Origin of the sequence: Paenimyroides marinum, assembly GCF_900108395.1 — a bacterium.
Lineage (GTDB): Bacteria > Bacteroidota > Bacteroidia > Flavobacteriales > Flavobacteriaceae > Flavobacterium > Flavobacterium marinum.
Genome location: NZ_FNXE01000017.1, coordinates 33,154 through 54,025, shown reverse-complemented (window position 1 = coordinate 54,025; position 20,872 = coordinate 33,154). Strand labels below are relative to the sequence as shown.

At 35.1% G+C, this 20,872-nt stretch carries 20 protein-coding genes; 8 read left to right on the top strand and 12 right to left on the bottom strand.

Annotated features, from left to right (window positions below; genetic code table 11):
- Nucleotides 1-788, top strand: a 788-nt coding sequence (locus BLW20_RS14675; protein ID WP_177165050.1) for a T9SS type A sorting domain-containing protein, incomplete at its 5' end; no start/stop codon positions are given.
- Between the two features lie 45 nt (nucleotides 789-833).
- Here BLW20_RS14675 and BLW20_RS07215 read toward each other — a convergent pair.
- Nucleotides 834-1,658: a universal stress protein gene (locus tag BLW20_RS07215; RefSeq protein WP_091098244.1), complete on the bottom strand. Its 825-nt coding sequence runs from the start codon at nucleotides 1,656-1,658 to the stop codon at nucleotides 834-836.
- Nucleotides 1,659-1,833: 175 nt separating this feature from the next.
- On the opposite strand from BLW20_RS07215, the gene rimP reads away from it, so the two are divergent.
- The 4 genes from rimP (at nucleotide 1,834) to BLW20_RS07195 (ending at nucleotide 7,338) form a co-directional block, all read left to right on the top strand.
- Nucleotides 1,834-2,298, top strand: coding sequence for a ribosome assembly cofactor RimP (gene rimP / locus BLW20_RS07210; protein WP_091098240.1), 465 nt, complete (start codon nucleotides 1,834-1,836; stop codon nucleotides 2,296-2,298).
- A 17-nt stretch (nucleotides 2,299-2,315) separates the two neighbouring features.
- Nucleotides 2,316-3,560, top strand: coding sequence for a transcription termination factor NusA (gene nusA / locus BLW20_RS07205; RefSeq protein WP_091098236.1), 1,245 nt, complete (start codon nucleotides 2,316-2,318; stop codon nucleotides 3,558-3,560).
- 50 nt (nucleotides 3,561-3,610) lie between these two features.
- Nucleotides 3,611-6,538 (top strand): translation initiation factor IF-2, encoded by a 2,928-nt coding sequence (infB, locus tag BLW20_RS07200; RefSeq protein WP_091098233.1) that lies wholly within the window; start codon nucleotides 3,611-3,613, stop codon nucleotides 6,536-6,538.
- Nucleotides 6,539-6,663: 125 nt separating this feature from the next.
- A complete protein-coding gene (locus BLW20_RS07195) occupies nucleotides 6,664-7,338 on the top strand; it encodes a zinc metallopeptidase (protein ID WP_091098230.1) in 675 nt (224 codons plus the stop codon).
- A 62-nt stretch (nucleotides 7,339-7,400) separates the two neighbouring features.
- Here BLW20_RS07195 and BLW20_RS07190 read toward each other — a convergent pair whose 3' ends face one another.
- The 3 genes from BLW20_RS07190 to BLW20_RS07180 all read right to left on the bottom strand — a co-directional run bounded on the left by BLW20_RS07190 (nucleotide 7,401) and on the right by BLW20_RS07180 (nucleotide 9,102).
- Nucleotides 7,401-7,925 carry a hypothetical protein gene (locus BLW20_RS07190; protein WP_143037751.1) on the bottom strand — a complete coding sequence of 175 codons (525 nt, stop codon included), beginning with the start codon at nucleotides 7,923-7,925 and terminating at the stop codon, nucleotides 7,401-7,403.
- A gap of 18 nt (nucleotides 7,926-7,943) precedes the next feature.
- Nucleotides 7,944-8,342 (bottom strand): alternative ribosome rescue aminoacyl-tRNA hydrolase ArfB, encoded by a 399-nt coding sequence (gene arfB, locus BLW20_RS07185; protein ID WP_091098223.1) that lies wholly within the window; start codon nucleotides 8,340-8,342, stop codon nucleotides 7,944-7,946.
- A gap of 124 nt (nucleotides 8,343-8,466) precedes the next feature.
- The gene (locus tag BLW20_RS07180) at nucleotides 8,467-9,102 is read right to left on the bottom strand and encodes a 4'-phosphopantetheinyl transferase family protein (protein WP_091098220.1); all 636 of its coding nucleotides are present in this window, start codon (nucleotides 9,100-9,102) and stop codon (nucleotides 8,467-8,469) included.
- A gap of 87 nt (nucleotides 9,103-9,189) precedes the next feature.
- Between BLW20_RS07180 and ahcY the strand changes: the two genes are divergently transcribed.
- Nucleotides 9,190-10,506: an adenosylhomocysteinase gene (gene ahcY / locus BLW20_RS07175; RefSeq protein WP_091098217.1), complete on the top strand. Its 1,317-nt coding sequence runs from the start codon at nucleotides 9,190-9,192 to the stop codon at nucleotides 10,504-10,506.
- 45 nt (nucleotides 10,507-10,551) lie between these two features.
- On the opposite strand, the gene BLW20_RS07170 is transcribed toward ahcY, so the two are convergent.
- The 8 genes from BLW20_RS07170 to BLW20_RS07135 all read right to left on the bottom strand — a co-directional run bounded on the left by BLW20_RS07170 (nucleotide 10,552) and on the right by BLW20_RS07135 (nucleotide 18,089).
- Nucleotides 10,552-11,676: a hypothetical protein gene (locus BLW20_RS07170; RefSeq protein WP_091098212.1), complete on the bottom strand. Its 1,125-nt coding sequence runs from the start codon at nucleotides 11,674-11,676 to the stop codon at nucleotides 10,552-10,554.
- Between the two features lie 42 nt (nucleotides 11,677-11,718).
- Nucleotides 11,719-12,351, bottom strand: a complete 633-nt coding sequence (locus tag BLW20_RS07165) for a hypothetical protein (RefSeq protein WP_091098208.1) — start codon at nucleotides 12,349-12,351, stop codon at nucleotides 11,719-11,721.
- Nucleotides 12,341-12,811, bottom strand: a complete 471-nt coding sequence (locus tag BLW20_RS07160) for an RNA polymerase sigma factor (protein ID WP_245725290.1) — start codon at nucleotides 12,809-12,811, stop codon at nucleotides 12,341-12,343. The genes BLW20_RS07165 and BLW20_RS07160 overlap by 11 nt, the downstream gene beginning before the upstream one ends.
- A 234-nt stretch (nucleotides 12,812-13,045) precedes the next feature.
- Entirely contained in the window at nucleotides 13,046-13,909 is an 864-nt protein-coding gene (locus BLW20_RS07155; RefSeq protein WP_091098202.1) for a sigma-70 family RNA polymerase sigma factor, read from the bottom strand.
- Between the two features lie 79 nt (nucleotides 13,910-13,988).
- On the bottom strand, nucleotides 13,989-14,849 hold the full coding sequence (locus BLW20_RS07150) for a carboxypeptidase-like regulatory domain-containing protein (RefSeq protein ID WP_091098198.1): 861 nt from the start codon (nucleotides 14,847-14,849) through the stop codon (nucleotides 13,989-13,991).
- Between the two features lie 73 nt (nucleotides 14,850-14,922).
- Nucleotides 14,923-17,124 carry a polyribonucleotide nucleotidyltransferase gene (locus BLW20_RS07145; protein ID WP_091098194.1) on the bottom strand — a complete coding sequence of 734 codons (2,202 nt, stop codon included), beginning with the start codon at nucleotides 17,122-17,124 and terminating at the stop codon, nucleotides 14,923-14,925.
- Between the two features lie 135 nt (nucleotides 17,125-17,259).
- Nucleotides 17,260-17,529 carry a 30S ribosomal protein S15 gene (rpsO, locus tag BLW20_RS07140; protein WP_091098189.1) on the bottom strand — a complete coding sequence of 90 codons (270 nt, stop codon included), beginning with the start codon at nucleotides 17,527-17,529 and terminating at the stop codon, nucleotides 17,260-17,262.
- Between the two features lie 86 nt (nucleotides 17,530-17,615).
- A complete protein-coding gene (locus BLW20_RS07135; RefSeq protein WP_091098187.1) occupies nucleotides 17,616-18,089 on the bottom strand; it encodes a GAF domain-containing protein in 474 nt (157 codons plus the stop codon).
- Nucleotides 18,090-18,166: 77 nt separating this feature from the next.
- On the opposite strand from BLW20_RS07135, the gene BLW20_RS07130 reads away from it, so the two are divergent.
- Together BLW20_RS07130 and BLW20_RS07125 are read left to right on the top strand one after the other, a co-directional pair.
- A complete protein-coding gene (locus BLW20_RS07130) occupies nucleotides 18,167-18,559 on the top strand; it encodes an HYC_CC_PP family protein (RefSeq protein ID WP_143037750.1) in 393 nt (130 codons plus the stop codon).
- Nucleotides 18,560-18,606: 47 nt separating this feature from the next.
- Nucleotides 18,607-20,841, top strand: a complete 2,235-nt coding sequence (locus tag BLW20_RS07125; RefSeq protein ID WP_091098181.1) for a TonB-dependent receptor plug domain-containing protein — start codon at nucleotides 18,607-18,609, stop codon at nucleotides 20,839-20,841.
- The last annotated feature ends 31 nt before the right edge of the window (nucleotides 20,842-20,872 follow it).

Genomic DNA, 20,872 nt, shown 5'->3' with positions numbered 1-20,872 from the left:
CTGAAACAGGTAAAGGTAATGTTGCAACCATATCCAATGTAACTTCTATTAATGGAGTTAGTTTCCGGCAAGATAATGGTATTATAGATGTTTTATGGAATAACCGAATAGCAGGTAATAATATTTTAAAGTTTGAATATGAATTTTATGGAACGGATGTTTTTAATGTACATGGTAGTATTACAAGCCTGGGTCCCAATTTAATAAATATTACTTTTCAATCAAACTTAAATCGTATAGGAGCTAATTATTGGGACTCCACATCTATTAAAAATATTGTTTTAAAAAATTATAACACAACTCCTTTTCCATACAATACATGGATTAAAGCAGAAATGTTTATAGATTACAATACCAATGATGTTTATTTTTACATACCCACATTAAACCTTCAGGTAACAGCTAAAATTTCACATAACAGAATACCTGACAACATAGATTTTATGATGGCTAACCTTGCTTCATCATCTGTTGTTAACCTTGATAACATAAAGCTATCTGCATTGCAAACGTTGCCTTCGTATATATTAAGCACCAATGAGCAGTTGGCTGCAAAATTTAATTTATACCCCAACCAGGCTACCAATGTAGTAAACATTACTAATAATGAAAACAGGTTGGTAAACCAGGCAGCGGTTTATGATGTTACAGGTAAGTTAATCAATACCCAAAACTTTAATGAACAAGCAGAAATACAGTTAAACGTAGAAAACTTGGCAAGCGGTACGTATTTATTGCATTTACAAACCAACGAAGGCACAGCAGTAAAAAAGCTGGTGAAGAAGTAAAACAAATTAAAACAAAAAATCGCCTTAAAGGCGATTTTTTTTATATTACAACTTAAACGTAATAATAGATTTTGGTGAATGGTTCATTAAATCTTCACTGATGCTGCCGTTTAACAGTCGGGCAAAGCCTTTTCTGCCGTGCGTGCCCATAGCAATTAAATCGGCATTGATACGGTCGGCAAAATTTAAAATACCCTTTTCAATGTCTAAGTCGTTATAGATAGAAAATTCGTACGCATCCAAATTAAACTGCTTTAAAAAATCGTGTGCCATTTGTTCGGCAACGTGCGTAGGTTTAAAATTATTAGGTGTGTTAATCATTAAAAAATGTGGATTAGCACCGTTCAACTTTAAGAAATTGATAATTTTTTCAAATCCTTTTGCCGATTCTTCCGTAAAATCATTTGCAAAAACAACTTTATTAAAGCTTATTTCGCTGTTGTTTCCTTTTATTGCCAACACAGGAATGTCTGATGTGCGGATAACCTTTTCGGTATTTGAACCAATAAAAAACTCTTTAAAACCACTAGCTCCATGTGATCCCATAACAATTAAATCAATATTGTTTGCTTTGGCAACGTTGATAACTTCGTGAAATGTACGTCCTAAAATCAATATTTGTGAAACGTTTAAACCGCTTAATTCTTCAGACATCGAAGTTTGAGTCAATTTGGCTTCAGCACCTTCTTTAAAAAGCATTATTTCGGGAATATCATAACCAGGTTTAATCATATCCATGGTTTCCTGGGGCATGTCAATTATATGTAACAAAATAATTTCAGCGTTCGATTTTCGTGCAATACCGGCTGCAGCTTTCAAAGCAACAGAAGCCTGTTCAGAAAAATCGGTTGGGACTAAAATTTTTTTCATATTGTTCAAATTTATTAGGTTAGTAAATGTTTATGTTAAATGTATAAATATATCATATTATCGAATAATAACCAAAAAAAACAATTACTAAAATAAAATTTGTATATTTGCAAAGTTATTTAATGTTAAACTAAATAATGAGGGGACGTAATTGTCCCCTCTTTTTATACAAAAGATGGATTTTAAAACTAAAGTTAAAAATTTATTAGAGCAGGGATTAGCAGAACATCCTGAACTTTTTTTAATCGATTTCTCTATCTCGCCCGATTATAAAATTTCTGTGGTGATTGACGGAGATAACGGTGTGAATTTGCAGGATTGTATTGATGTAAGCAGAAGTATTGAGCACAATTTAGACCGCGAAGAACAAGACTTTTCTTTAGAAGTAGCATCAGCAGGAGCTACAGCACCTTTAAAATTTCCACGTCAGTATAAAAAAAATATCGGTAGAACCTTAGAAGTAACAACCGAAAACGAAAAAATAGAAGCCAAGTTGACCGATGCTGACGATGAGGCAATAAAATTAGAATGGAAAGCCCGCGAACCTAAAAAGATTGGCAAAGGCAAAGAAACAGTTGTTAAAACTGTTGAAATTCCGTACATTAGCATCAAAAAAGCAGTTGTAGTTATATCATTTTAAATAATACAGATAATTTCATGGATAATATTGCATTAATTGATTCGTTCTCTGAATTTAAAGATTTTAAGCATATAGACAGAGTTACCCTTATGGCAATTCTGGAAGATGTTTTTAGAAATGCACTGAAAAAAAGATTTGGGTCAGACGATAATTTCGACATCATCATCAATCCTGATAAAGGAGATATGGAGATATGGAGAAACAGAATCGTTGTAAACGACGGAGAAGTGGAAGATGAAAATTCAGAAATATCCTTAAAAGACGCACAGAAAATAGAACCTGATTTTGAAGTAGGTGAAGAAGTTTCTGAAGAAGTAAAATTGTTTCAGTTAGGTCGCCGTGCTATTTTGGCATTGCGTCAAAACCTGATCACAAAAATACAGGAACACGACAGTACCAATCTTTACAAACAGTTTAAAGATATGGTAAACGAAGTTTATGCAGCAGAAGTTAGCCACGTACGTCCAAAAGCTGTAATTTTGATTGACGAAAACAACAAAGAAATCATTTTGCCTAAAGAAAAACAAATCCCATCAGATTATTTCAAAAAAGGCGAAACAGTTAAAGGAATTATCGAAAGCGTTGAATTAAAAGGAAACAAGCCTCAGATTATTATGAGCAGAACCTCAGAATTGTTCCTTGAAAGATTATTTGAGCAAGAGATTCCCGAAATTGCAGACGGTATCATTACCATTCACAAAGTGGTGCGCATACCGGGCGAAAAAGCAAAAGTAGCTGTTGACAGTTACAACGAAAATATTGATGCGGTAGGAGCATGTGTTGGTGTTAAAGGGTCAAGAATTCACGGAATTGTACGCGAATTAGGAAATGAAAACATCGATGTAATCAGCTACACAAACAATGCAGAATTATACATTCAGCGTGCTCTAAGTCCGGCGCGAATTAACAATATATCAATCAACGAAGAAGCTAAATGTGCAAACGTGTTGTTAGACATCAACGAAGTTTCAAAAGCAATTGGTAAAGGCGGACAAAACATTAAATTGGCAAGCTTGTTAACAGGTTACGAAATTGATGTTATTAGAGAAGGAACACAGGTTTTAGAAGAAGACGATGTAGAATTACGCGAGTTTTCTGATGAAATTGATGCCTGGGTAATCGATGAATTCATAAAAATTGGTTTAGATACCGCAAAAAGCGTATTAAAACACGGTGTAGAAGAATTGGTACGAAGAACCGATTTAGAAGAAGAAACAGTTGAAAATGTTTTAAACATTTTAAATGCAGAATTTGAAGACTAACTAAACACAACAAACAACACAACGCACAAAAAATATACTAAAAGGATCGTATGTCTGATAAAAGAGTAATAAGAATAAACAAAGTTTTAAGAGAATTAAATATTTCTCTCGATAGAGCCGTGGAATTTTTGAAAACGAAGGGGTTTGAAATAGAAGCCTCTCCAAACGCAAAAATTTCCGACGACGAGTATGCTGCTTTGGACAAGCAGTTTTCGGCTGATAAAGGGAAGAAAGAAGCTTCGAAAGAAGTGAGTGAAGAGAAGAAAAAAGAAAAAGAAGAGTTACGCATAGAACGCGAACAGGAAGAAAAGCGTAGAAAAGAAGAAGAAGAGAAACGTAAGCGTGAAGAGGAAAAACGCAAAAAAGAAGAGGAAGAAAAACGCGAACGTGAAGTTATAAAAGCTAAAGCGGCTAATGTAACATCTATAAAAACAGTTGGAAAAATAGATTTGGAAAGTCCATCCAAAAAAGAAACTGTTGTTGATTCTAAAACTACTTCAGAAGACAAAAAGACACCTGTAAACACAGCCAAAAACAAGGCAGAGGAAACTGAAAAGACTGCTGTAAAAGCAGAAAAAACAGAAAAGAAACCAAAGCCTGAAGTCAAAGAAGCACCAAAGGAAACACCGAAAGAAGCGGTTGAAGAAAAAAATGTTGCTAAGAAATCTGATGAAAAATCAGAAGAAACAACAAAAAACAACGATCCTTCAACAGATGCAAATGCAGAACCTGAGGTCATCAAAACCCAATATCAAAAACTTTCAGGAGCTACTTTTACAGGGCAAAAAATTGATTTGTCTCAATTCAACAAACCTAAAAAGAAAAAAGAAGATCCTAAAAAAGATAATAACAAACCGGGTAACAACGCTGCAAATAATAAAAATAAGCGTAAACGCATAGAGAAGCCAAATCCGGCAGGGCAAAACCAACAAGGGGGTGCTGCAAATAAGCCTCAACAAGGAAACGGACAAAACCGTCAGGGACAAGGAGGAAATCGTGGTGGAAATTCCAATTTTGGAAACCGTAATGCGGGTAATAAATTTGGAAACAAAAAGCAACCGGTTGTAAAAGTTGAGCCAACTGATGAGGAAGTAAAAAACCAAATCAAAGAAACCTTAGAGCGTTTACAAGGAAAACAAAACAAATCAAAAGCTGCTAAATATCGTAAAGATAAACGTGAATTACACCGTAAAAAAGAAGAAGAAGCACGTGCAGACGATGATTTAAAAATATTAAAAGTTACCGAATTCGTAACAGTTGGCGAAGTAGCTACCATGATGAATGTGCCAATTACACAAGTAATCGGAACATGTATGTCATTGGGAATTATGGTTACCATGAACCAGCGTTTAGATGCTGAAACATTAACCATTGTTGCAGATGAATTTGGTTATGAAGTACAATTTACCACAGCAGACATTGAAGAAGCTATTGTAGAAGAAGTTGACGCTCCTGAAGATTTACAAAACCGTGCACCAATTGTTACTGTTATGGGGCACGTTGACCACGGTAAAACATCGTTATTAGATTACATTCGTAAAGCAAACGTAATTGCAGGTGAATCAGGAGGTATTACGCAGCATATCGGGGCATACGGAGTAACACTGGAAAACGGACAAAAAATTACGTTTTTAGATACACCGGGGCACGAGGCGTTTACGGCAATGCGTGCTCGCGGGGCACAAGTTACCGATATTGCCATTATTGTAGTAGCTGCCGATGACGATATTATGCCGCAAACAAAAGAAGCAATTTCGCACGCACAGGCAGCCGGGGTTCCAATCATCTTTGCCATTAACAAAGTTGATAAGCCAACAGCGAATCCTGAAAAAATTAAAGAGAAATTAGCGGCAATGAATTTCCTTGTTGAAGAATGGGGAGGGGCTTATCAGTCACAAGATATTTCTGCAAAATTTGGTCAGGGCGTACCAGAATTATTAGAAAAAGTATTGCTTGAAGCAGAAATGTTAGAATTAAAAGCAAATCCTAACAAACTGGCAACAGGAACAGTTGTAGAAGCCTTTTTAGATAAAGGTCGCGGATATGTATCTACCATTTTAGTTCAAAGCGGTACATTGAAAATCGGAGATTATGTTTTAGCAGGTAAAAACCACGGAAAAGTTAAAGCAATGCATGATGAACGTGGTAAATCAGTTAAAGAAGCTGGTCCGTCACGTCCAATCTCTATCCTGGGATTAGATGGTGCACCAACAGCAGGTGATAAGTTCAGCGTGTTTGAAGATGAGCGCGAAGCAAAAGCCATTGCAGCAAAACGTACCCAGTTAATCCGTGAGCAATCTGTTCGTGCACAGCGTCATATTACATTGGCAGAAATTGGCCGCCGTATTGCTTTGGGTGAATTTAAAGAGTTGAACATCATTTTAAAAGGAGACGTAGACGGTTCTGTAGAGGCATTGTCTGACTCGTTCTCTAAATTATCAACAGATGAAATTCAAATCAATATCATCCATAAAGGAGTAGGAGCAATTACCGAATCAGATGTATTGTTGGCGTCGGCTTCAGATGCGATCATTATTGGATTCAACGTTAGACCTATGGGTAACGCGAAATCGATTGCTGATAAAGAAGAAATCGACATCAAAACATACTCCATCATCTATGATGCGATCGATGATATTAAAGATGCGATGGAAGGAATGTTGTCTCCGGAACTGAAAGAAGAAATTACCGGTACGGCTGAAATCCGTCAAACATTTAAAATATCAAAAGTGGGTACCATTGCCGGATGTATGGTTACCGATGGTAAAATCTACCGTAACTCAAGAATCCGCTTAATCCGCGAAGGAGTGGTGATTTATACCGGTGTATTAGATGCTTTAAAACGTTTTAAAGATGATGTAAAAGAAGTGTCAAAAGGTTACGATTGCGGTATCCAGATTAAAAACTACAACGATATTAAGGAATACGACCTTATTGAGGCATTCCAGGAAGTTGAAGTGAAGAAAACATTGAAATAGTTTTTTATACAGATAGATTAAAGGAGTCCTAAATGGGCTCCTTTGTCATTTTGGCATATTTTCTCCCACAATCAGATTTGGCTTAGATTTTGATTGAACTATAAAAACACATACACTATAAAATTATGGGATTATTATTAATGGGAATCATTGCCCTAGCCAGTTGGTTGGTAGGGCTGCAATTAAAAAATAAGTTTGAAAAATACTCTAAGGTTCATTTAAGAAACGGAATGAGTGGGGCTGAAATAGCTACAAAAATGTTACACGATCACGGTATTTACGATGTAAAAGTAATTTCTACGCCTGGCAGATTAACCGATCATTACAACCCCGCCGATAAAACAGTAAATTTAAGCGAGGCTGTTTATAACCAACGTAATGCTGCTGCAGCTGCCGTTGCTGCTCACGAGGTGGGTCACGCCGTACAACATGCTACGGCTTACAGCTGGCTGACCATGCGTTCTAAATTGGTGCCGGTGGTAAACATTGCCTCACGTTTTATCTCAATTGCTTTAATAGGCGGAATTTTATTACTTAATACTTTTCCGCAATTATTATTGATAGGAATCGTATTGTTTGCTGTAACCACACTGTTTTCGGTTATTACATTGCCGGTTGAGTACGATGCAAGTAACCGTGCTTTAAAATGGTTGCGGGTAAAAAATATGGTAACCCAAGAAGAATTATACGGAGCGAAAGATTCTTTAAAATGGGCCGCCCGTACGTATTTGGTTGCTGCTTTATCGTCTATCGGAACCTTATTTTATTACCTTATGATTTACATGGGGAGAAGAGAATAAACAGTCGGGCAATTGCCCGATTGTTTTAGCAAAAAATTCTAAAGACACTGTTTTGTCAAGAATTAATCAGATGTGCCTATCGTAATTTTATTACTGGTTAATTCTCCGTCAAATATTACACCTTGTTTATAATATGATTTAAGTTCCTTTTTAAATAAACGTATTTTGTGTAGATCATATTGATTTAAAGTGAATTGAATAGAAATATTTTTCTTTTTTAAAACTTCAAATTCACATGAATTAAAATCCAACTTATATTTTCGTTTTATGATTTTTTCACGCGAAAAATAACCGCTTCCAAATCTTTCAATTTTTTCTCTAATCCAAAAAGGGCCATAGTAAATGCATTCTATTATACCACTGCATTCTTCTGATATTTTGTCTCCTTCATATATACTAAACATTAACCCATAATTTCCTATTGAATAATAAATTTTTTCTGTGTAAGGAATAAAGAACAATAATTGTTCAGGATTACTTATTTCTAATTCTACTTCATCTTGTGAAATCATAGTAGCTTTTAATTCTTGTGCCTGGATGTTATGAATAAACAAACAGAATATGACAAATAAATATAATTGTTTCACTTTTTAAATAAATATGATTTAAAACCTAAATTTTCTATTTTCTTTTTTCTCTGCGTTTTTCTGTTTGTCTTCCAAACGTTTTTTAATTACCGCTTTTGGTATTTTAGTAGCAATACGTTTTTTGTCTTTCTTCAACGCATTTTCTAACAACAGAAACAAGCGTTGGGTACACAGTTCTTTATTTTTAAGCTGACTGCGGGTTTCACTACACTCAACCATAATAAAACCGTCTTTGGTAATGCGGTTGGCTAATTTTGTGGTCAATGTTGCTTTTTCATCAGCAGTTAAACCATTGCTTTGTTCTACAAAAAACTGAATCTGCACTTTGGTAGCAACTTTGTTCACATTTTGTCCGCCGGCACCCGAACTGCGAACAGCTTTGTATTGTATTTCGGTTTTTATAATTTCTTTATTCATAGTTTTGTGTTATTTCAATAGATAAACAGATTATTTAATAGTTGTTATGAGATGCTGAATCAAGTTCAGCATGACATTATTGGCGATTAATCAAAATGAAATCTGTGCATCTGTGGCTAAAAAATTATTCATCTTCTAATGCGTAAACTAAGGTGTAATTTTCAAAATTCTCGAAATGAAACGTAAATTTCTTTGAAAAATCTAACCCTTTGCAATCAACTAAAGCAGTTCCTTTGTCTTTATTTTGTGTGAAATCGTGAATATGAATATCCTGTTTAAAACTTAAACTGCGTGAGTTGCACATTTTGTATAATGCTTCTTTTGCCCCCCAAATAACTCCTAATTGCTCTATATACTGATTGTTTTTGTCTAAGTAATCACATTCTGATCCTATAAATTTATTGGCAATACGAACAATTTTTTCACGTTTCATTTCTAAATCAATACCCACATTCCTGGTACTTACAATAATTGCCGAAAACTCATACGAATGCGTAATAGAAATGTTCTTGCCATCGCTTAAATGAGGTTTACCGTTTTCATCATACGTCAAATCTTTATCTTCATAGCCTGCCTGTTGAAGCAGCTTTCGAACACTTAAAAAACCTTTTCTGTGTTGCTCTGAAAGCATTCCGTTTAATCTTATCTGATGTTTTTCCTGTAAAACGATACTTTCTCTGAGTTCTCTCTCTGTTTCGGTAATTTTCCAGACAAAAATCTGAGTGTCAGTGTTGTAAGAAATGATTTTATATAGTGCCATAAATGGGTGCTTTATGATTTCGTTTGCAATGTTTTAAAATGAATTGTTTAACTTTGCCAAAAATTAGATATACAAATATACTGATAGATGAGTACAAAAACGATTCCTTACGTACCTTATAAAGTTAAAGATATTTCTTTAGCAGCATGGGGAAGAAAAGAAATAGAATTAGCAGAAGCTGAAATGCCCGGATTAATGGCACTTCGCGAAGAATATAAAGACGAACAACCTTTAAAAGGTGCACGTATTGCAGGGTGTTTGCACATGACCATTCAAACGGCTGTGTTGATTGAAACATTAAAAGCTTTAGGTGCTGAGGTTACTTGGTCGTCTTGTAACATTTTCTCTACACAAGATCAGGCGGCTGCGGCAATTGCAGAAACCGGTATTCAAGTGTATGCTTGGAAAGGTTTAAACGAAGAAGAGTTTGATTGGTGTATTGAACAAACATTGTTCTTTGGGGAAGACCGTCAACCGTTAAACATGATTTTAGACGATGGTGGCGATTTAACCAATATGGTTATTGATCGTTATCCGGAGTTGGTTGCAGGAATCAAAGGATTGTCTGAAGAAACAACAACAGGTGTACACCGTTTGTACGAGCGTGTTAAGGCAGGAACATTGCCAATGCCGGCAATCAACGTAAACGACTCGGTTACCAAATCAAAATTTGATAATAAATACGGATGTAAAGAATCGGCAGTTGATGCCATTCGTCGTGCTACCGATTTAATGCTGGCTGGTAAACGTGTGGTAGTTTGTGGTTACGGCGATGTTGGTAAAGGAACGGCAGCTTCATTCCGTGGAGCAGGATCTATCGTTACAGTAACAGAAATCGACCCGATTTGTGCGTTGCAAGCAGCAATGGACGGTTACGAAGTGAAGAAATTAGACACTGTGGTTGGTAACGCAGATATTATCATCACGACAACAGGAAATAAAGACATTGTTGTAAGTAGTCATTTCGAACAAATGAAAGACAAAACTGTAGTTTGTAACATTGGTCACTTTGATAATGAAATCGATATGACTTGGTTGAACAAAAACCACGGTGCTTCAAAAATTGAAATAAAACCTCAGGTTGATAAATATACAATCAATGGAAAAGACATCATCATTTTAGCCGAAGGTCGTTTGGTAAACTTGGGTTGTGCCACTGGTCATCCATCATTTGTAATGAGCAACTCGTTTACAAACCAAACACTGGCTCAGATTGAATTATGGAACCATTCTGATAAATACGAGAACAACGTTTATATGCTGCCTAAGCATTTAGATGAAAAAGTGGCCGCTTTACACTTAGCTAAATTAGGTGTTGAGTTGGAAACGTTATCAACCGAACAAGCAAATTACATTGGTGTTGCCGTTACAGGACCTTTTAAACCGGAATATTACAGATATTAATAGTTATCTCATAAAATTAAAAGCAACTCATTTCGAGTTGCTTTTTTATTCTGATAAAGTACTGATTTCAGGATTTTTCCAAAATTCGGTCTTATATATACTTCCTCTACTGTATAAATTTCCAGCGCTATAAACATCACTTTCAGCAGGTTTTTGAGTAGTTTTCTCTGTTTTTAGAACATAGAAATACGCTTGATTGTTTACTCGTACATTATTTAGTTTTGCTACTTTTGAGTTAGCGATAAGGTCAAAGGTCATTTTAGCATAACTCGGATAATAAAGTCGTTCTGTTGCTATATATTTAGCAGAAAAATCAACATCTAATATATCCATTTTTGCTAAAACTATATTTATAGGTTTGTTGTGTTTTTTCTTTTCAGGGTCAAATGCGTAGTTGGTTTCCAATATTAGTTTTTTTGTTTCGTCAAACACAAAATAACCTTTTAGCAAAAAACGTTTTTTACTTTTTTCTGTTGGACCGAAATAACAAGTGTGTATCGTTTTGTCGCCAACTTGTTTGGCAGTTACATAAAACTCATACTTTTTCTTATCTTTTATAATTTCTCGGAGCGTTTTAAATCTCATAGAACCTTCAACAATTTCTTGCGGCTTAGCACCTGTTGTTTTTACAATATCATCTGTTTGGGTAAAATCTTTAATTCTGGATTCTTTTACGACCATTTGTACATCTTTCAGATTGTGATTGATATAAAAATCAACAATTCCCTCGGCAAAACTTGCGGTTTGATTGTTTTTAATATAGTTTTCGCGGTAATACGCTTCTAATTTAATGTTATTACTAAATGATTTGATAGAATTTGCTATGATTTCGTCTAACGTTTTAGCAGCATCTTCATAAATTACAATCTCTTCTAATGTTTCAGAATTTGGTTTTAATTCCCAAACAAAAGATTGTGGTGAGGTAAACGTTTTTTCGCTGTAAACATATTCGTAATCATCAATAAACAATTTTTTGTTTAAAATAGATTCAGGCAAAACAACTTCGCCTTTCTCGTTACTTGTAACAAAAAAAGATTGATCTTCACTTATAATTGTAATCTGACCGATTGGTTCGCCAGTTTCGATATTTTTAATAACGCCTCGAAAAGATTGAGCGTTTGCTATAATTCCCAAACAAAAAAATATAAGTGTATTTAATAAGTTGTTCATCTTTTAGAAATTAAATATCATAAATGTGTGGTAAATCTATCTTTACTCTTCAAACTCATCCATCAGTTCTTTAAGTTGTTTCAGGTATCTGCCATAAAATTTCTTAATCATCCATTCTGAAAAAAGAATAAGGAGTACTACTGAAATAATACCTACAATAAGTACGGTGTAAATAAACCCCGGTTCGTTTGCTAACGTGTGGCTGAAATGGTAAAATTTATCGACGATTTCGGCGGTTTTATCTTTGCCCGACATAATGACAAACAGTGCAATTGCTGTGGGTAAAAGCACATAGATAGACGAACGGTAGGTTTCAATAGCAAAGTGAAATTCATAATACAAACGAATAATACTTTCGCGACTGGTAAACGTATTGGGCTGTTTAATCATTTTACTAATGGTGTAAAATCTCCGGTAATAATACAATCCGAAAATAATAAACTGAAATACCAAAAAATAATAAATAAAGCTAATAACCCCATTGATCTGATACAGATCAATAAAAGGAACAATCAAAATAAAAATAATGCTTGACAACCACATAATTGCTTCTCTGCGGAAACTTTTAATCATTTTTTCTGCAAGCGATTTGGTTTTGGTCAAATATTCAGGTTTTATCTTTATGTCTTGTTCCGGTTGTTTGTCCCACTGTTTTTTTAACTCATCAAAATTCATATCCGTTCTTTTTTATGATGGTTTGTAATTTTTCTTTTGTTCTGTTTAACTTCACACGTGCATTGACTTCGCTGATACCAAGGTTTTCAGAAATTTCTTTATGGTTCATTCCTTCTAAAAACAAAAAAATAAGTGCTTTTTCTACTTTGTTTAACTCTTGTACGGCATCGTAAAAATATTTGAGTTGCTCTTCTTTCTGGTAGTTGCTGTCGTCGTCAATACGGTCAAAGTTTTCGTGCAGCTCGTATTTGTCTTGCTTTTTATCTTCTTTTTTAAAGAAAGTTAAAGCGGTATTTAAGCAAACACGATACATCCATGTAGAAAACTGGCTGCCACCTTTAAAGTTATCGTACGATTTCCATAATTGGTAAGTCATTTCCTGAATCAAATCTTCCTGATCTTCTAAATGGTCAAAATACATCCTGGAAATTTTATATAAAATTCCCTTGTGTTTTTGCATCAGATTTAAAAACTCTTTTTCAGTTGCCTTCAACGCGTGCGGTTTTCTTATAAGGTTAGTATGAAAGAATACGATTTGTTACACAAAAATAGAAAACCCGTTAAAATTATTTAACGGGTTTTTATAAAATTATTTCTCAACCTCACTTCAGACCTTTCGGCAAGTTCAAGCTAAGAAGTTTCTACTACTGTATTTTGATGAGGTCTCAACTTCGATCAACCTGGCAAAAAGCGGTTATCCCAAATATGTTTTTAAGATTTTGCTTCTTGAAGTGTGTTTTAATCTGCGAATAGCTTTTTCTTTGATTTGACGAACACGTTCGCGGGTTAAGTCAAATGTTTCTCCGATTTCTTCCAGCGTCATTGGGTGCTGATCGCCTAAACCAAAGTATAAACGAACCACATCAGCCTCGCGTGGCGTTAATGTTTCTAAAGCACGTTCAATTTCTGTACGCAATGATTCGTGAATTAAGGTACGATCAGGGTTTGGAGATTCGCCAGAACGCAATACGTCGTAAAGGTTTGAATCTTCTCCTTCAACCAAAGGCGCATCCATTGATAAGTGACGTCCCGAATTTTTCATCGATTCTTTAACGTCGTTTACCGTCATGTCTAATTCTTTAGCGATTTCTTCTGCCGATGGCGGACGTTCGTTAGACTGCTCTAACAACGCGTACATTTTATTGATTTTGTTGATCGACCCAATTTTATTCAATGGTAAACGAACAATACGCGATTGTTCTGCCAATGCCGATAAAATAGATTGACGGATCCACCAAACAGCGTACGAAATAAATTTAAAACCACGGGTTTCATCAAAACGTTGTGCGGCTTTAATCAAACCTAAATTCCCTTCGTTAATTAAATCGGGTAATGTTAACCCTTGATTTTGGTATTGTTTTGCAACCGATACCACGAAACGTAAATTGGCTTTGGTTAATTTTTCTAAAGCACGCTGATCACCTGCTTTAATGCGTTGTGCCAATTCTACTTCTTCATCGGCAGTAATCAAATCTACCTTACCAATTTCCTGTAAATATTTGTCTAATGATGCTGTTTCACGATTAGTTACCTGTTTGGTAATTTTAAGCTGTCTCATTTAAATAACCCCTTTCTTTGTTGTTAGTCTTAGTTATACGCACAAAGTGGTAAAAGGTTACACAAAAGTTTCAAAATTTTTATTCATACGAATCTACAGTGATGTAAAAAGGGAAACTTGCGGGCAATGTAAGCCATTCGTTATAATAGGAAGTTCTTGTGACGAAAGTATTTCCCATAGTTAAACCTATGTTTTGAAAAAAGGCTCCTTCACTTTTACCTTTTTCAAATTCCACTTTCTGTTGCTTGAGAACCACTGCAATCTTTTTATGGCTACTTATGTAGATATCCAGATTTTCTACATTAATCTTATTCCAACCGATATTTTTATTAGTCAAAATAAAATTGATGTTCTCGTGCGGTATTCTTTTGGTTGGTTTTCCATTCGCTACTTCATAAAAATAAACAGAGAAGAAGGCTCTTTTATAAGTGAAACCATTTATGTGCCAATGTACTTTTTTTACTTTTATGAATTTCTCTTTTGTGTTGATGATCATTCCAAATTCATAATCAGTATCCATACTATTTTGGTTATAATTATGGGTAGAATCTTCTCCTTTGAATTTTCCGGTACTTTCATTCGTTATTCCAAAAGTACGCTCTTTGATTTTCGCATTTGCAGGCGGAATAATAATTTCTCGCAATATTTCAGAAGAAGGAGTAAGACTGATATTGTAAATTTTAGTCGTATTTTGCAGCGTAATTTCCTTTTGTTGAAACCCAAATTGTTCGGCAATTACTTTTAATGGCAGTTTGTATTGTTCGGTATCGACAACAAATTTTCCTTTTTCATCGGCAACAAAACTCTTTTGGTAATCGGGCAGCAAAATGCTTGCGAATTCAATGTTTTCTTTTGACTCTTGGTCAGAAACCTGAAGGGTAACCTGTGCTTGCGTAATGCTTGAAAACGCTACAAAGAAAAATAGTATAGAGCTTTTCATAAAAATAGATTTTATCAAAAATAAAAAAACCGATGAGCGTTACTCACCGGTTTAAAGTATAATTAACAATTAACTATTTATTTTCTTCTTTTCTATCGTTAGAAGGTCTGTTACCATTGTTCCTGTTTTCTGGTCTACCTTCTTTGTTTTCTGGTTTACCTTCCGGTTTTGGCGGACGTGGCAATAATGCTTTACGAGATACTTTTGGTTTTTTGGTTTTTGGATCCAAACCTAAATATTTCACGTCTAAAACATCACCTTCTTTTAAAACATCTGACGGATTTTCAATGCGTTTCCAGTCAAACTCAGATACGTGTAATAACGAATCTTTTCCGGGAACAAATTCTACCACTGCACCAAAATCTAACATTTTTGTTACTTTAACTTTGTAAACTTCACCTTCAACCGGTGTGAATATTTGATTTTGTATAGATGAAATTGCTTTATCTATGCCTTCTTGTGAAACACCTAAGATTTCAATGATTCCATAATCACCTTCTTCTGTAATAACAATAGTGGTTTGGGTTTCAGCCTGTAATGCCTGAATGTTTTTACCGCCTGGTCCAATAACTGCACCGATAAAATCTTTAGGAATTTCAAATTTAATGATTTTAGGGGCATGTGCTTTAACAGTTGCTTTTGGAGCAGCAATGGTTTCAGTGATTTTTCCTAAAATGTGCATACGTCCTTCATGTGCTTGTTTCAAAGCTTGTTCCATGATGTCGTAACGCAACCCGTCAATTTTAATATCCATTTGGCAAGCAGTGATACCGTCTTTTGTACCTGTTACTTTAAAGTCCATATCTCCCAGGTGATCTTCGTCACCTAAAATATCAGACAATACAGCAAAACGGCTGCCATCGGTAATCAATCCCATAGCGATACCCGATACCGGTTTTTCAATTTGAATACCTGCATCCATCAAAGCTAATGTGCCTGCACAAACAGTTGCCATAGATGATGATCCGTTCGATTCTAATACGTCAGAAACTAAACGAATGGTGTAAGGACAATCGGCAGGAATCATGTTTTTCAATGCGCGTTGTGCCAGGTTTCCGTGACCAACTTCGCGACGAGAAACGCCACGTAATGGTTTTGCTTCACCGGTAGAGAACGGGGGAAAATTGTAATGTAAATAAAAACGCTCTTCGCCTTGTTCGCTTGGTAAATCAATTACGTTTGCTTCGCGAGATGTTCCTAAGGTTACTGTTGCCAATGCCTGGGTTTCACCACGTGTAAACACTGATGAACCGTGTGCTGACGGTAAATAATCGACTTCACTCCAAATGTTTCGGATTTCTGTAGTTTTACGTCCGTCTAAACGTAAACCTTGATCTAAAACCAGGTTACGAACAGCTTCTTTTTGTGTTTTAGAAAAATATTTAGAAATTAATTCTTTTTTCTCTTCTATGGTTTCTTCAGAAAAATTAGCTAGTAATTCTTCTTTCAGTGCTGCAAATTTTTCGGTGCGTTCGTGTTTTGCACTTGCTTCAGCAGCAATAGCGTAAAATTTATCGTAAGCAAAAGTATGTATTTCTGCTTTTAACGTATCGTCATTTTCTTCAGGTTCGTATGTTCTGTAATCTAAAGATAATGCGGCACGCATTTTTTCCTGAGCTTCAATTTGAACGATAATTGCTTCGTGTGCAAATTTAATAGCTTCTACCATTTCGGCTTCTGAAATTTCTTTCATCTCACCTTCTACCATACAAACCGAATCTTTAGAAGCTCCAATCATCATATCGATGTCTGATTCTTCCAATTGTTTTTTGGTAGGGTTGATGATCAATTGTCCGTTTACACGACCAACGCGTACTTCTGAAATCAAATTGTAAAAAGGAATGTCAGAAACAGCCAATGCAGCAGATGCAGCTAAACCAGCCATTGCATCAGGCATTACATTTTCGTCGAATGACATTAACTGAAGCATAATTTGAGTCTCGGCATGATAGTCATCAGGAAATAACGGACGCAAACAACGGTCAACCAAACGCATGGTTAAGATTTCCTGATCGCTTGGACGAGCTTCTCTTTTAAAGAATCCACCCGGGAAACGACCTGCTGCCGAGAATTTTTCGCGATAATCTACTGTTAATGGTAAAAAATCGATACCCGGATTTGCAGTTTTTGCAGAAACTGCCGTAGCTAAAATCATACAGTTTCCTGAACGAACTACAACAGAACCGTCTGCTTGTTTGGCTAATTTACCTGTTTCGATTGAGATGGTTCTACCATCGCCCAAATCGATAATTTCTTGGGTTACTTTAGGAATCATAAATTTTTTAATTCTTAATTAAACAAAGGGTTGTGTTGTTGTGTTGTTGTTTAGTGCCCCAATGAAAAACCAAGCTTTTATGCTTAAATATAAATGAAAAAGAGGTGCACATGCGCACACCTCTTTGTAAATGGATTATTTTCTAATACCCAATTCTTTAATAATTTCACGATATCTGTTGATATCTTTTTTCTTTAAGTAGTCTAAAAGACTTCTTCTTTTACCTACTAATAAAACCAATGAACGCTCAGTGTTATAATCGTGACGATTTTTCTTTAAGTGTTCAGTTAAGTGTGAAATTCTGTAAGTAAATAATGCAATTTGTCCTTCTGCAGAACCTGTGTTTGTTGCAGAACCTCCGTGTTTAGCGAAGATTTCTTCTTTAACTTCTTTAGTTAAATACATGCCAATATTCTTTAAATGATTATTATGTAATGTTTTGAATTAAAAAATTCTGTGCAAATGTACATCTTTTTTTTTAATTCGCAATTTTATGTAGATGTTTTTAGTTTTTGATACATCTTGCTAATTTCTTTCGTTAACCATTCTAAGAGTTGTTTGTCTTCACTGGTAAATGCATTTAAGGTATTTGAATCAATGTCTATTTGTCCGATATTTATATCATTAACAATAATAGGGACAACAATTTCCGATTTTACGTTGATATTGCACGAAATATAATTGTCCTGAGCTGTAATATCGCTTACCAGAAAAGTTTGGTTGCTTTCGGCAACCTGTCCGCAAATACCTTTACCAAACGGAATGGTTGTGTGGTCGGTGGGTAATCCGGCAAATGGTCCCAGGTGTAATTCTCTTTTATTGGCATCGGTAAAATAAAATCCAACCCAATCGTAATGGGGGATATTTTCCTTTAGAAACAGGCAGATCTCCTGCAATTTTTCATTATTTGTTTTATGTGAAGATAACAGCTGTGTTAAAGTATTCTTTAATTGTTCTTTTTCCATCATCTTTTTTTAGTAAATTTACAAAAAATTAAAACGCATCAAAATTTAATATGTTGCCACGTTATTTTTACAATTTAATGTTAACAGCCGCCTTGCTTTTTTCAAACTTAGGCTTGGCTGTCAATATTCATTATTGTGGTAATGTTATTGAAAAAATAGAATTGGGTTATGCGTCTTCTATAAACTGTGCAGCAGAAACACACGAAAAATCTTGCTGTAAAGAAAAAAACGAAACCAGTAAAAAAGATTGTTGTAAAGATCAAACAATCAAACAAAAAACAGACGAGGTTGTTGTAAAAGTATTTCAATCGCAACAGTTTACCGATTTTTTGGCACCTGCAGTATATAAATTTCAGCCGGTTGTTCTTACAGAAATTAATCTTCCAAAAAAGATAGATGTTGCTTTTTGTTGTGAAAGTAACGCACCACCTTTATACAAACTATACAGCCAGTACCTGCTCTATGCATAACAAACATTTTTTTATTAAAAAGAATGTTTAATTAGTTATGCAATTTTATGAAATATACATTATTAGTAGTGTGCACTTTAGCTATGCACACCCTTTATGCCCAAGATACTTATAAGGGTAAAATTTTAAATACTTACAATCAATCAATAGAAAACGCAAATATTACGGTTAACGACAGCGTTGTTGGTACTACAGATAAATTCGGAATGTTTGAAGTTACTTTAAACGAACCAAATGTGGTTTATGTGTATGCCGAAGGATACGAAGTTTTAGAAGCCGAATTAACAGATAAAGACCAATTTTACACGTTTAATATTCAACCCGAAGCTAATTTAGGTGAATTGGTTGTAAATGTAAACAAGAAAAATACCGAACGCAATAAAGGTATAACTAACTCGCAAACAATGAACAGTGGTGAGTTGTTAAAAGCAGCTTGTTGTAATTTGGCAGAATCGTTTGAAACCAATCCATCTATTGATGTGAATTTTTCAGATGCTATTTCCGGATCAAAACAAATTAAAATGTTGGGGTTAACCAGTCCGTATATTTTAATTGCCGAAGAAAATATTCCCAGCGTTCGCGGAGCATCACAAGCTTATGGATTGTCGTTTACACCAGGAACATGGGTAGAAAGTATTCAGGTTACAAAAGGTGCCGGAAGCGTTGTAAATGGTTTTGAAAGTATTTCCGGCCAGATTAATACCGAACTGATCAAACCTGCAAACGATATTCCGTTTTATCTGAATTTATATGGATCTACCGATGCTCGTTTTGAAATGAATGCGCATTTTAATGAAAAGATTTCTGATAAATGGAGCTCTTCTTTATTTCTTCATGGAAATACCCGGGTTAAAAAGAACGATATGAATCACGACGGATTTTTAGACAATCCGTTGGGAAGTCAGATCAATATAATGAACCGTTGGCAGTATCAAAATCTGGAAAAAGGCTGGATTGCTTTTTTAACGGCACGTTATATGAAAGACGAAAAACAAACCGGCGAGATCGATTTTGATAAAAACATCCATAAATTAACCACAGATAAATGGGGCTCTGAATTAAATACCGATAAGTTTGACGCCAGTTCAAAAGTTGGTTATGTTTTTCCCGATCAACCTTATAAAAGCTTTGGCTGGCAAAACTCGTTCAGCTATCACAAACAAAATTCTTATTTTGGGTTGAATCAGTTCAACATTACACAACGAAGCATTTACTCAAACTTGCTGTATAGTTCCATCATCAGCAATACACTGCATAAATTCTCAACCGGAGTAAGTTTTATGTACGATGATTATTCTGAATTTGTATATAATTACACCGCTCAGAATTACGACCGAACCGATACAAGCTACGGAGCATTTTTTGAATATACGTACGATAATACCGATAATTTGGCTTTGATTTTAGGCGGACGGATTGATAATTCTAACCGATTGGGAACTTTTGTGACCCCTCGTTTGCATTTGCGTTATAATCCGTGGGAAAAAACAACCCTTCGTGCTTCGGCAGGTCGCGGAAAACGTTTAGCGAATATTTTTGCCGAAAATCAATATTTGTTTGCAAGTTCGCGTCAGTTCAATATTTTAGATGAAGGCGGAAAAGCTTATGGAATGGATCCTGAAATTGCTTGGAATTACGGTGTGAGCATCACTCAGGATTTTCAGTTTTTGAACAAAAATACCAGTGTTACGTTAGATTTTTACCGCACCGATTTTCAAAACCAGATTGTGGTAGATTTAGATCAATCGGCACGTACGGTGAATTTTTATAATTTAGACGGAAAATCGTATGCTAATTCTTTTCAGGCAGAATTAAATTACAATATCATCAAGCACTTAAACCTAAGAGCGGCTTATAAATATTACGATATTAAAACAACATATAACGGCAAAGATTTAGAACGTCCGTTACAGGCAAAACACCGTTTGTTTGCAAATCTTGAGTTTATGACACACGAGCATAACGGCAGTTACTGGAAATTTGATGCCACGTGGAATTGGTTAGGAAAACAACGTTTGCCATATACCGGAGATAATTCGCAAGAAAATCAATTGCCGACATATACCAGTTCGTTTTCTACGATTAATGCACAGGTTACCAAAGTATTTTCTGATAATTTTGAAGTCTATATTGGCGGAGAGAATATTGGAAATTACCGTCAGCATCATGTTATTTTAGGTGCCGATGATCCGTTTGGCAATGAATTTGATAGTACTATTGTATATGGGCCGATTTTCGGACAGATGTATTATGCCGGATTGCGATTTAAAATTAAACAGTAATTAAGTCGAAAGTCATAAAGTCAAAAGAATT

What these genes read in the sequence shown, in the direction of transcription:
- ahcY (WP_091098217.1), top strand. Translation starts at nt 9,190, where the DNA reads ATGAGTACAAAAACGATTCCTTACGTACCTTATAAAGTTAAAGATATT.
- infB (WP_091098233.1), top strand. Translation starts at nt 3,611, where the DNA reads ATGTCTGATAAAAGAGTAATAAGAATAAACAAAGTTTTAAGAGAATTA.
- BLW20_RS07180 (WP_091098220.1), bottom strand. Translation starts at nt 9,102, where the DNA reads ATGGCACTATATAAAATCATTTCTTACAACACTGACACTCAGATTTTT.
- arfB (WP_091098223.1), bottom strand. Translation starts at nt 8,342, where the DNA reads ATGAATAAAGAAATTATAAAAACCGAAATACAATACAAAGCTGTTCGC.
- nusA (WP_091098236.1), top strand. Translation starts at nt 2,316, where the DNA reads ATGGATAATATTGCATTAATTGATTCGTTCTCTGAATTTAAAGATTTT.
- BLW20_RS07165 (WP_091098208.1), bottom strand. Translation starts at nt 12,351, where the DNA reads ATGAATTTTGATGAGTTAAAAAAACAGTGGGACAAACAACCGGAACAA.
- BLW20_RS07130 (WP_143037750.1), top strand. Translation starts at nt 18,167, where the DNA reads ATGTTAACAGCCGCCTTGCTTTTTTCAAACTTAGGCTTGGCTGTCAAT.
- BLW20_RS07135 (WP_091098187.1), bottom strand. Translation starts at nt 18,089, where the DNA reads ATGGAAAAAGAACAATTAAAGAATACTTTAACACAGCTGTTATCTTCA.
- BLW20_RS07155 (WP_091098202.1), bottom strand. Translation starts at nt 13,909, where the DNA reads ATGAGACAGCTTAAAATTACCAAACAGGTAACTAATCGTGAAACAGCA.
- BLW20_RS07170 (WP_091098212.1), bottom strand. Translation starts at nt 11,676, where the DNA reads ATGAACAACTTATTAAATACACTTATATTTTTTTGTTTGGGAATTATA.
- BLW20_RS07195 (WP_091098230.1), top strand. Translation starts at nt 6,664, where the DNA reads ATGGGATTATTATTAATGGGAATCATTGCCCTAGCCAGTTGGTTGGTA.
- BLW20_RS07215 (WP_091098244.1), bottom strand. Translation starts at nt 1,658, where the DNA reads ATGAAAAAAATTTTAGTCCCAACCGATTTTTCTGAACAGGCTTCTGTT.
- BLW20_RS07160 (WP_245725290.1), bottom strand. Translation starts at nt 12,811, where the DNA reads ATGCAAAAACACAAGGGAATTTTATATAAAATTTCCAGGATGTATTTT.
- BLW20_RS07150 (WP_091098198.1), bottom strand. Translation starts at nt 14,849, where the DNA reads ATGAAAAGCTCTATACTATTTTTCTTTGTAGCGTTTTCAAGCATTACG.
- rpsO (WP_091098189.1), bottom strand. Translation starts at nt 17,529, where the DNA reads ATGTATTTAACTAAAGAAGTTAAAGAAGAAATCTTCGCTAAACACGGA.
- BLW20_RS07125 (WP_091098181.1), top strand. Translation starts at nt 18,607, where the DNA reads ATGAAATATACATTATTAGTAGTGTGCACTTTAGCTATGCACACCCTT.
- BLW20_RS07145 (WP_091098194.1), bottom strand. Translation starts at nt 17,124, where the DNA reads ATGATTCCTAAAGTAACCCAAGAAATTATCGATTTGGGCGATGGTAGA.
- rimP (WP_091098240.1), top strand. Translation starts at nt 1,834, where the DNA reads ATGGATTTTAAAACTAAAGTTAAAAATTTATTAGAGCAGGGATTAGCA.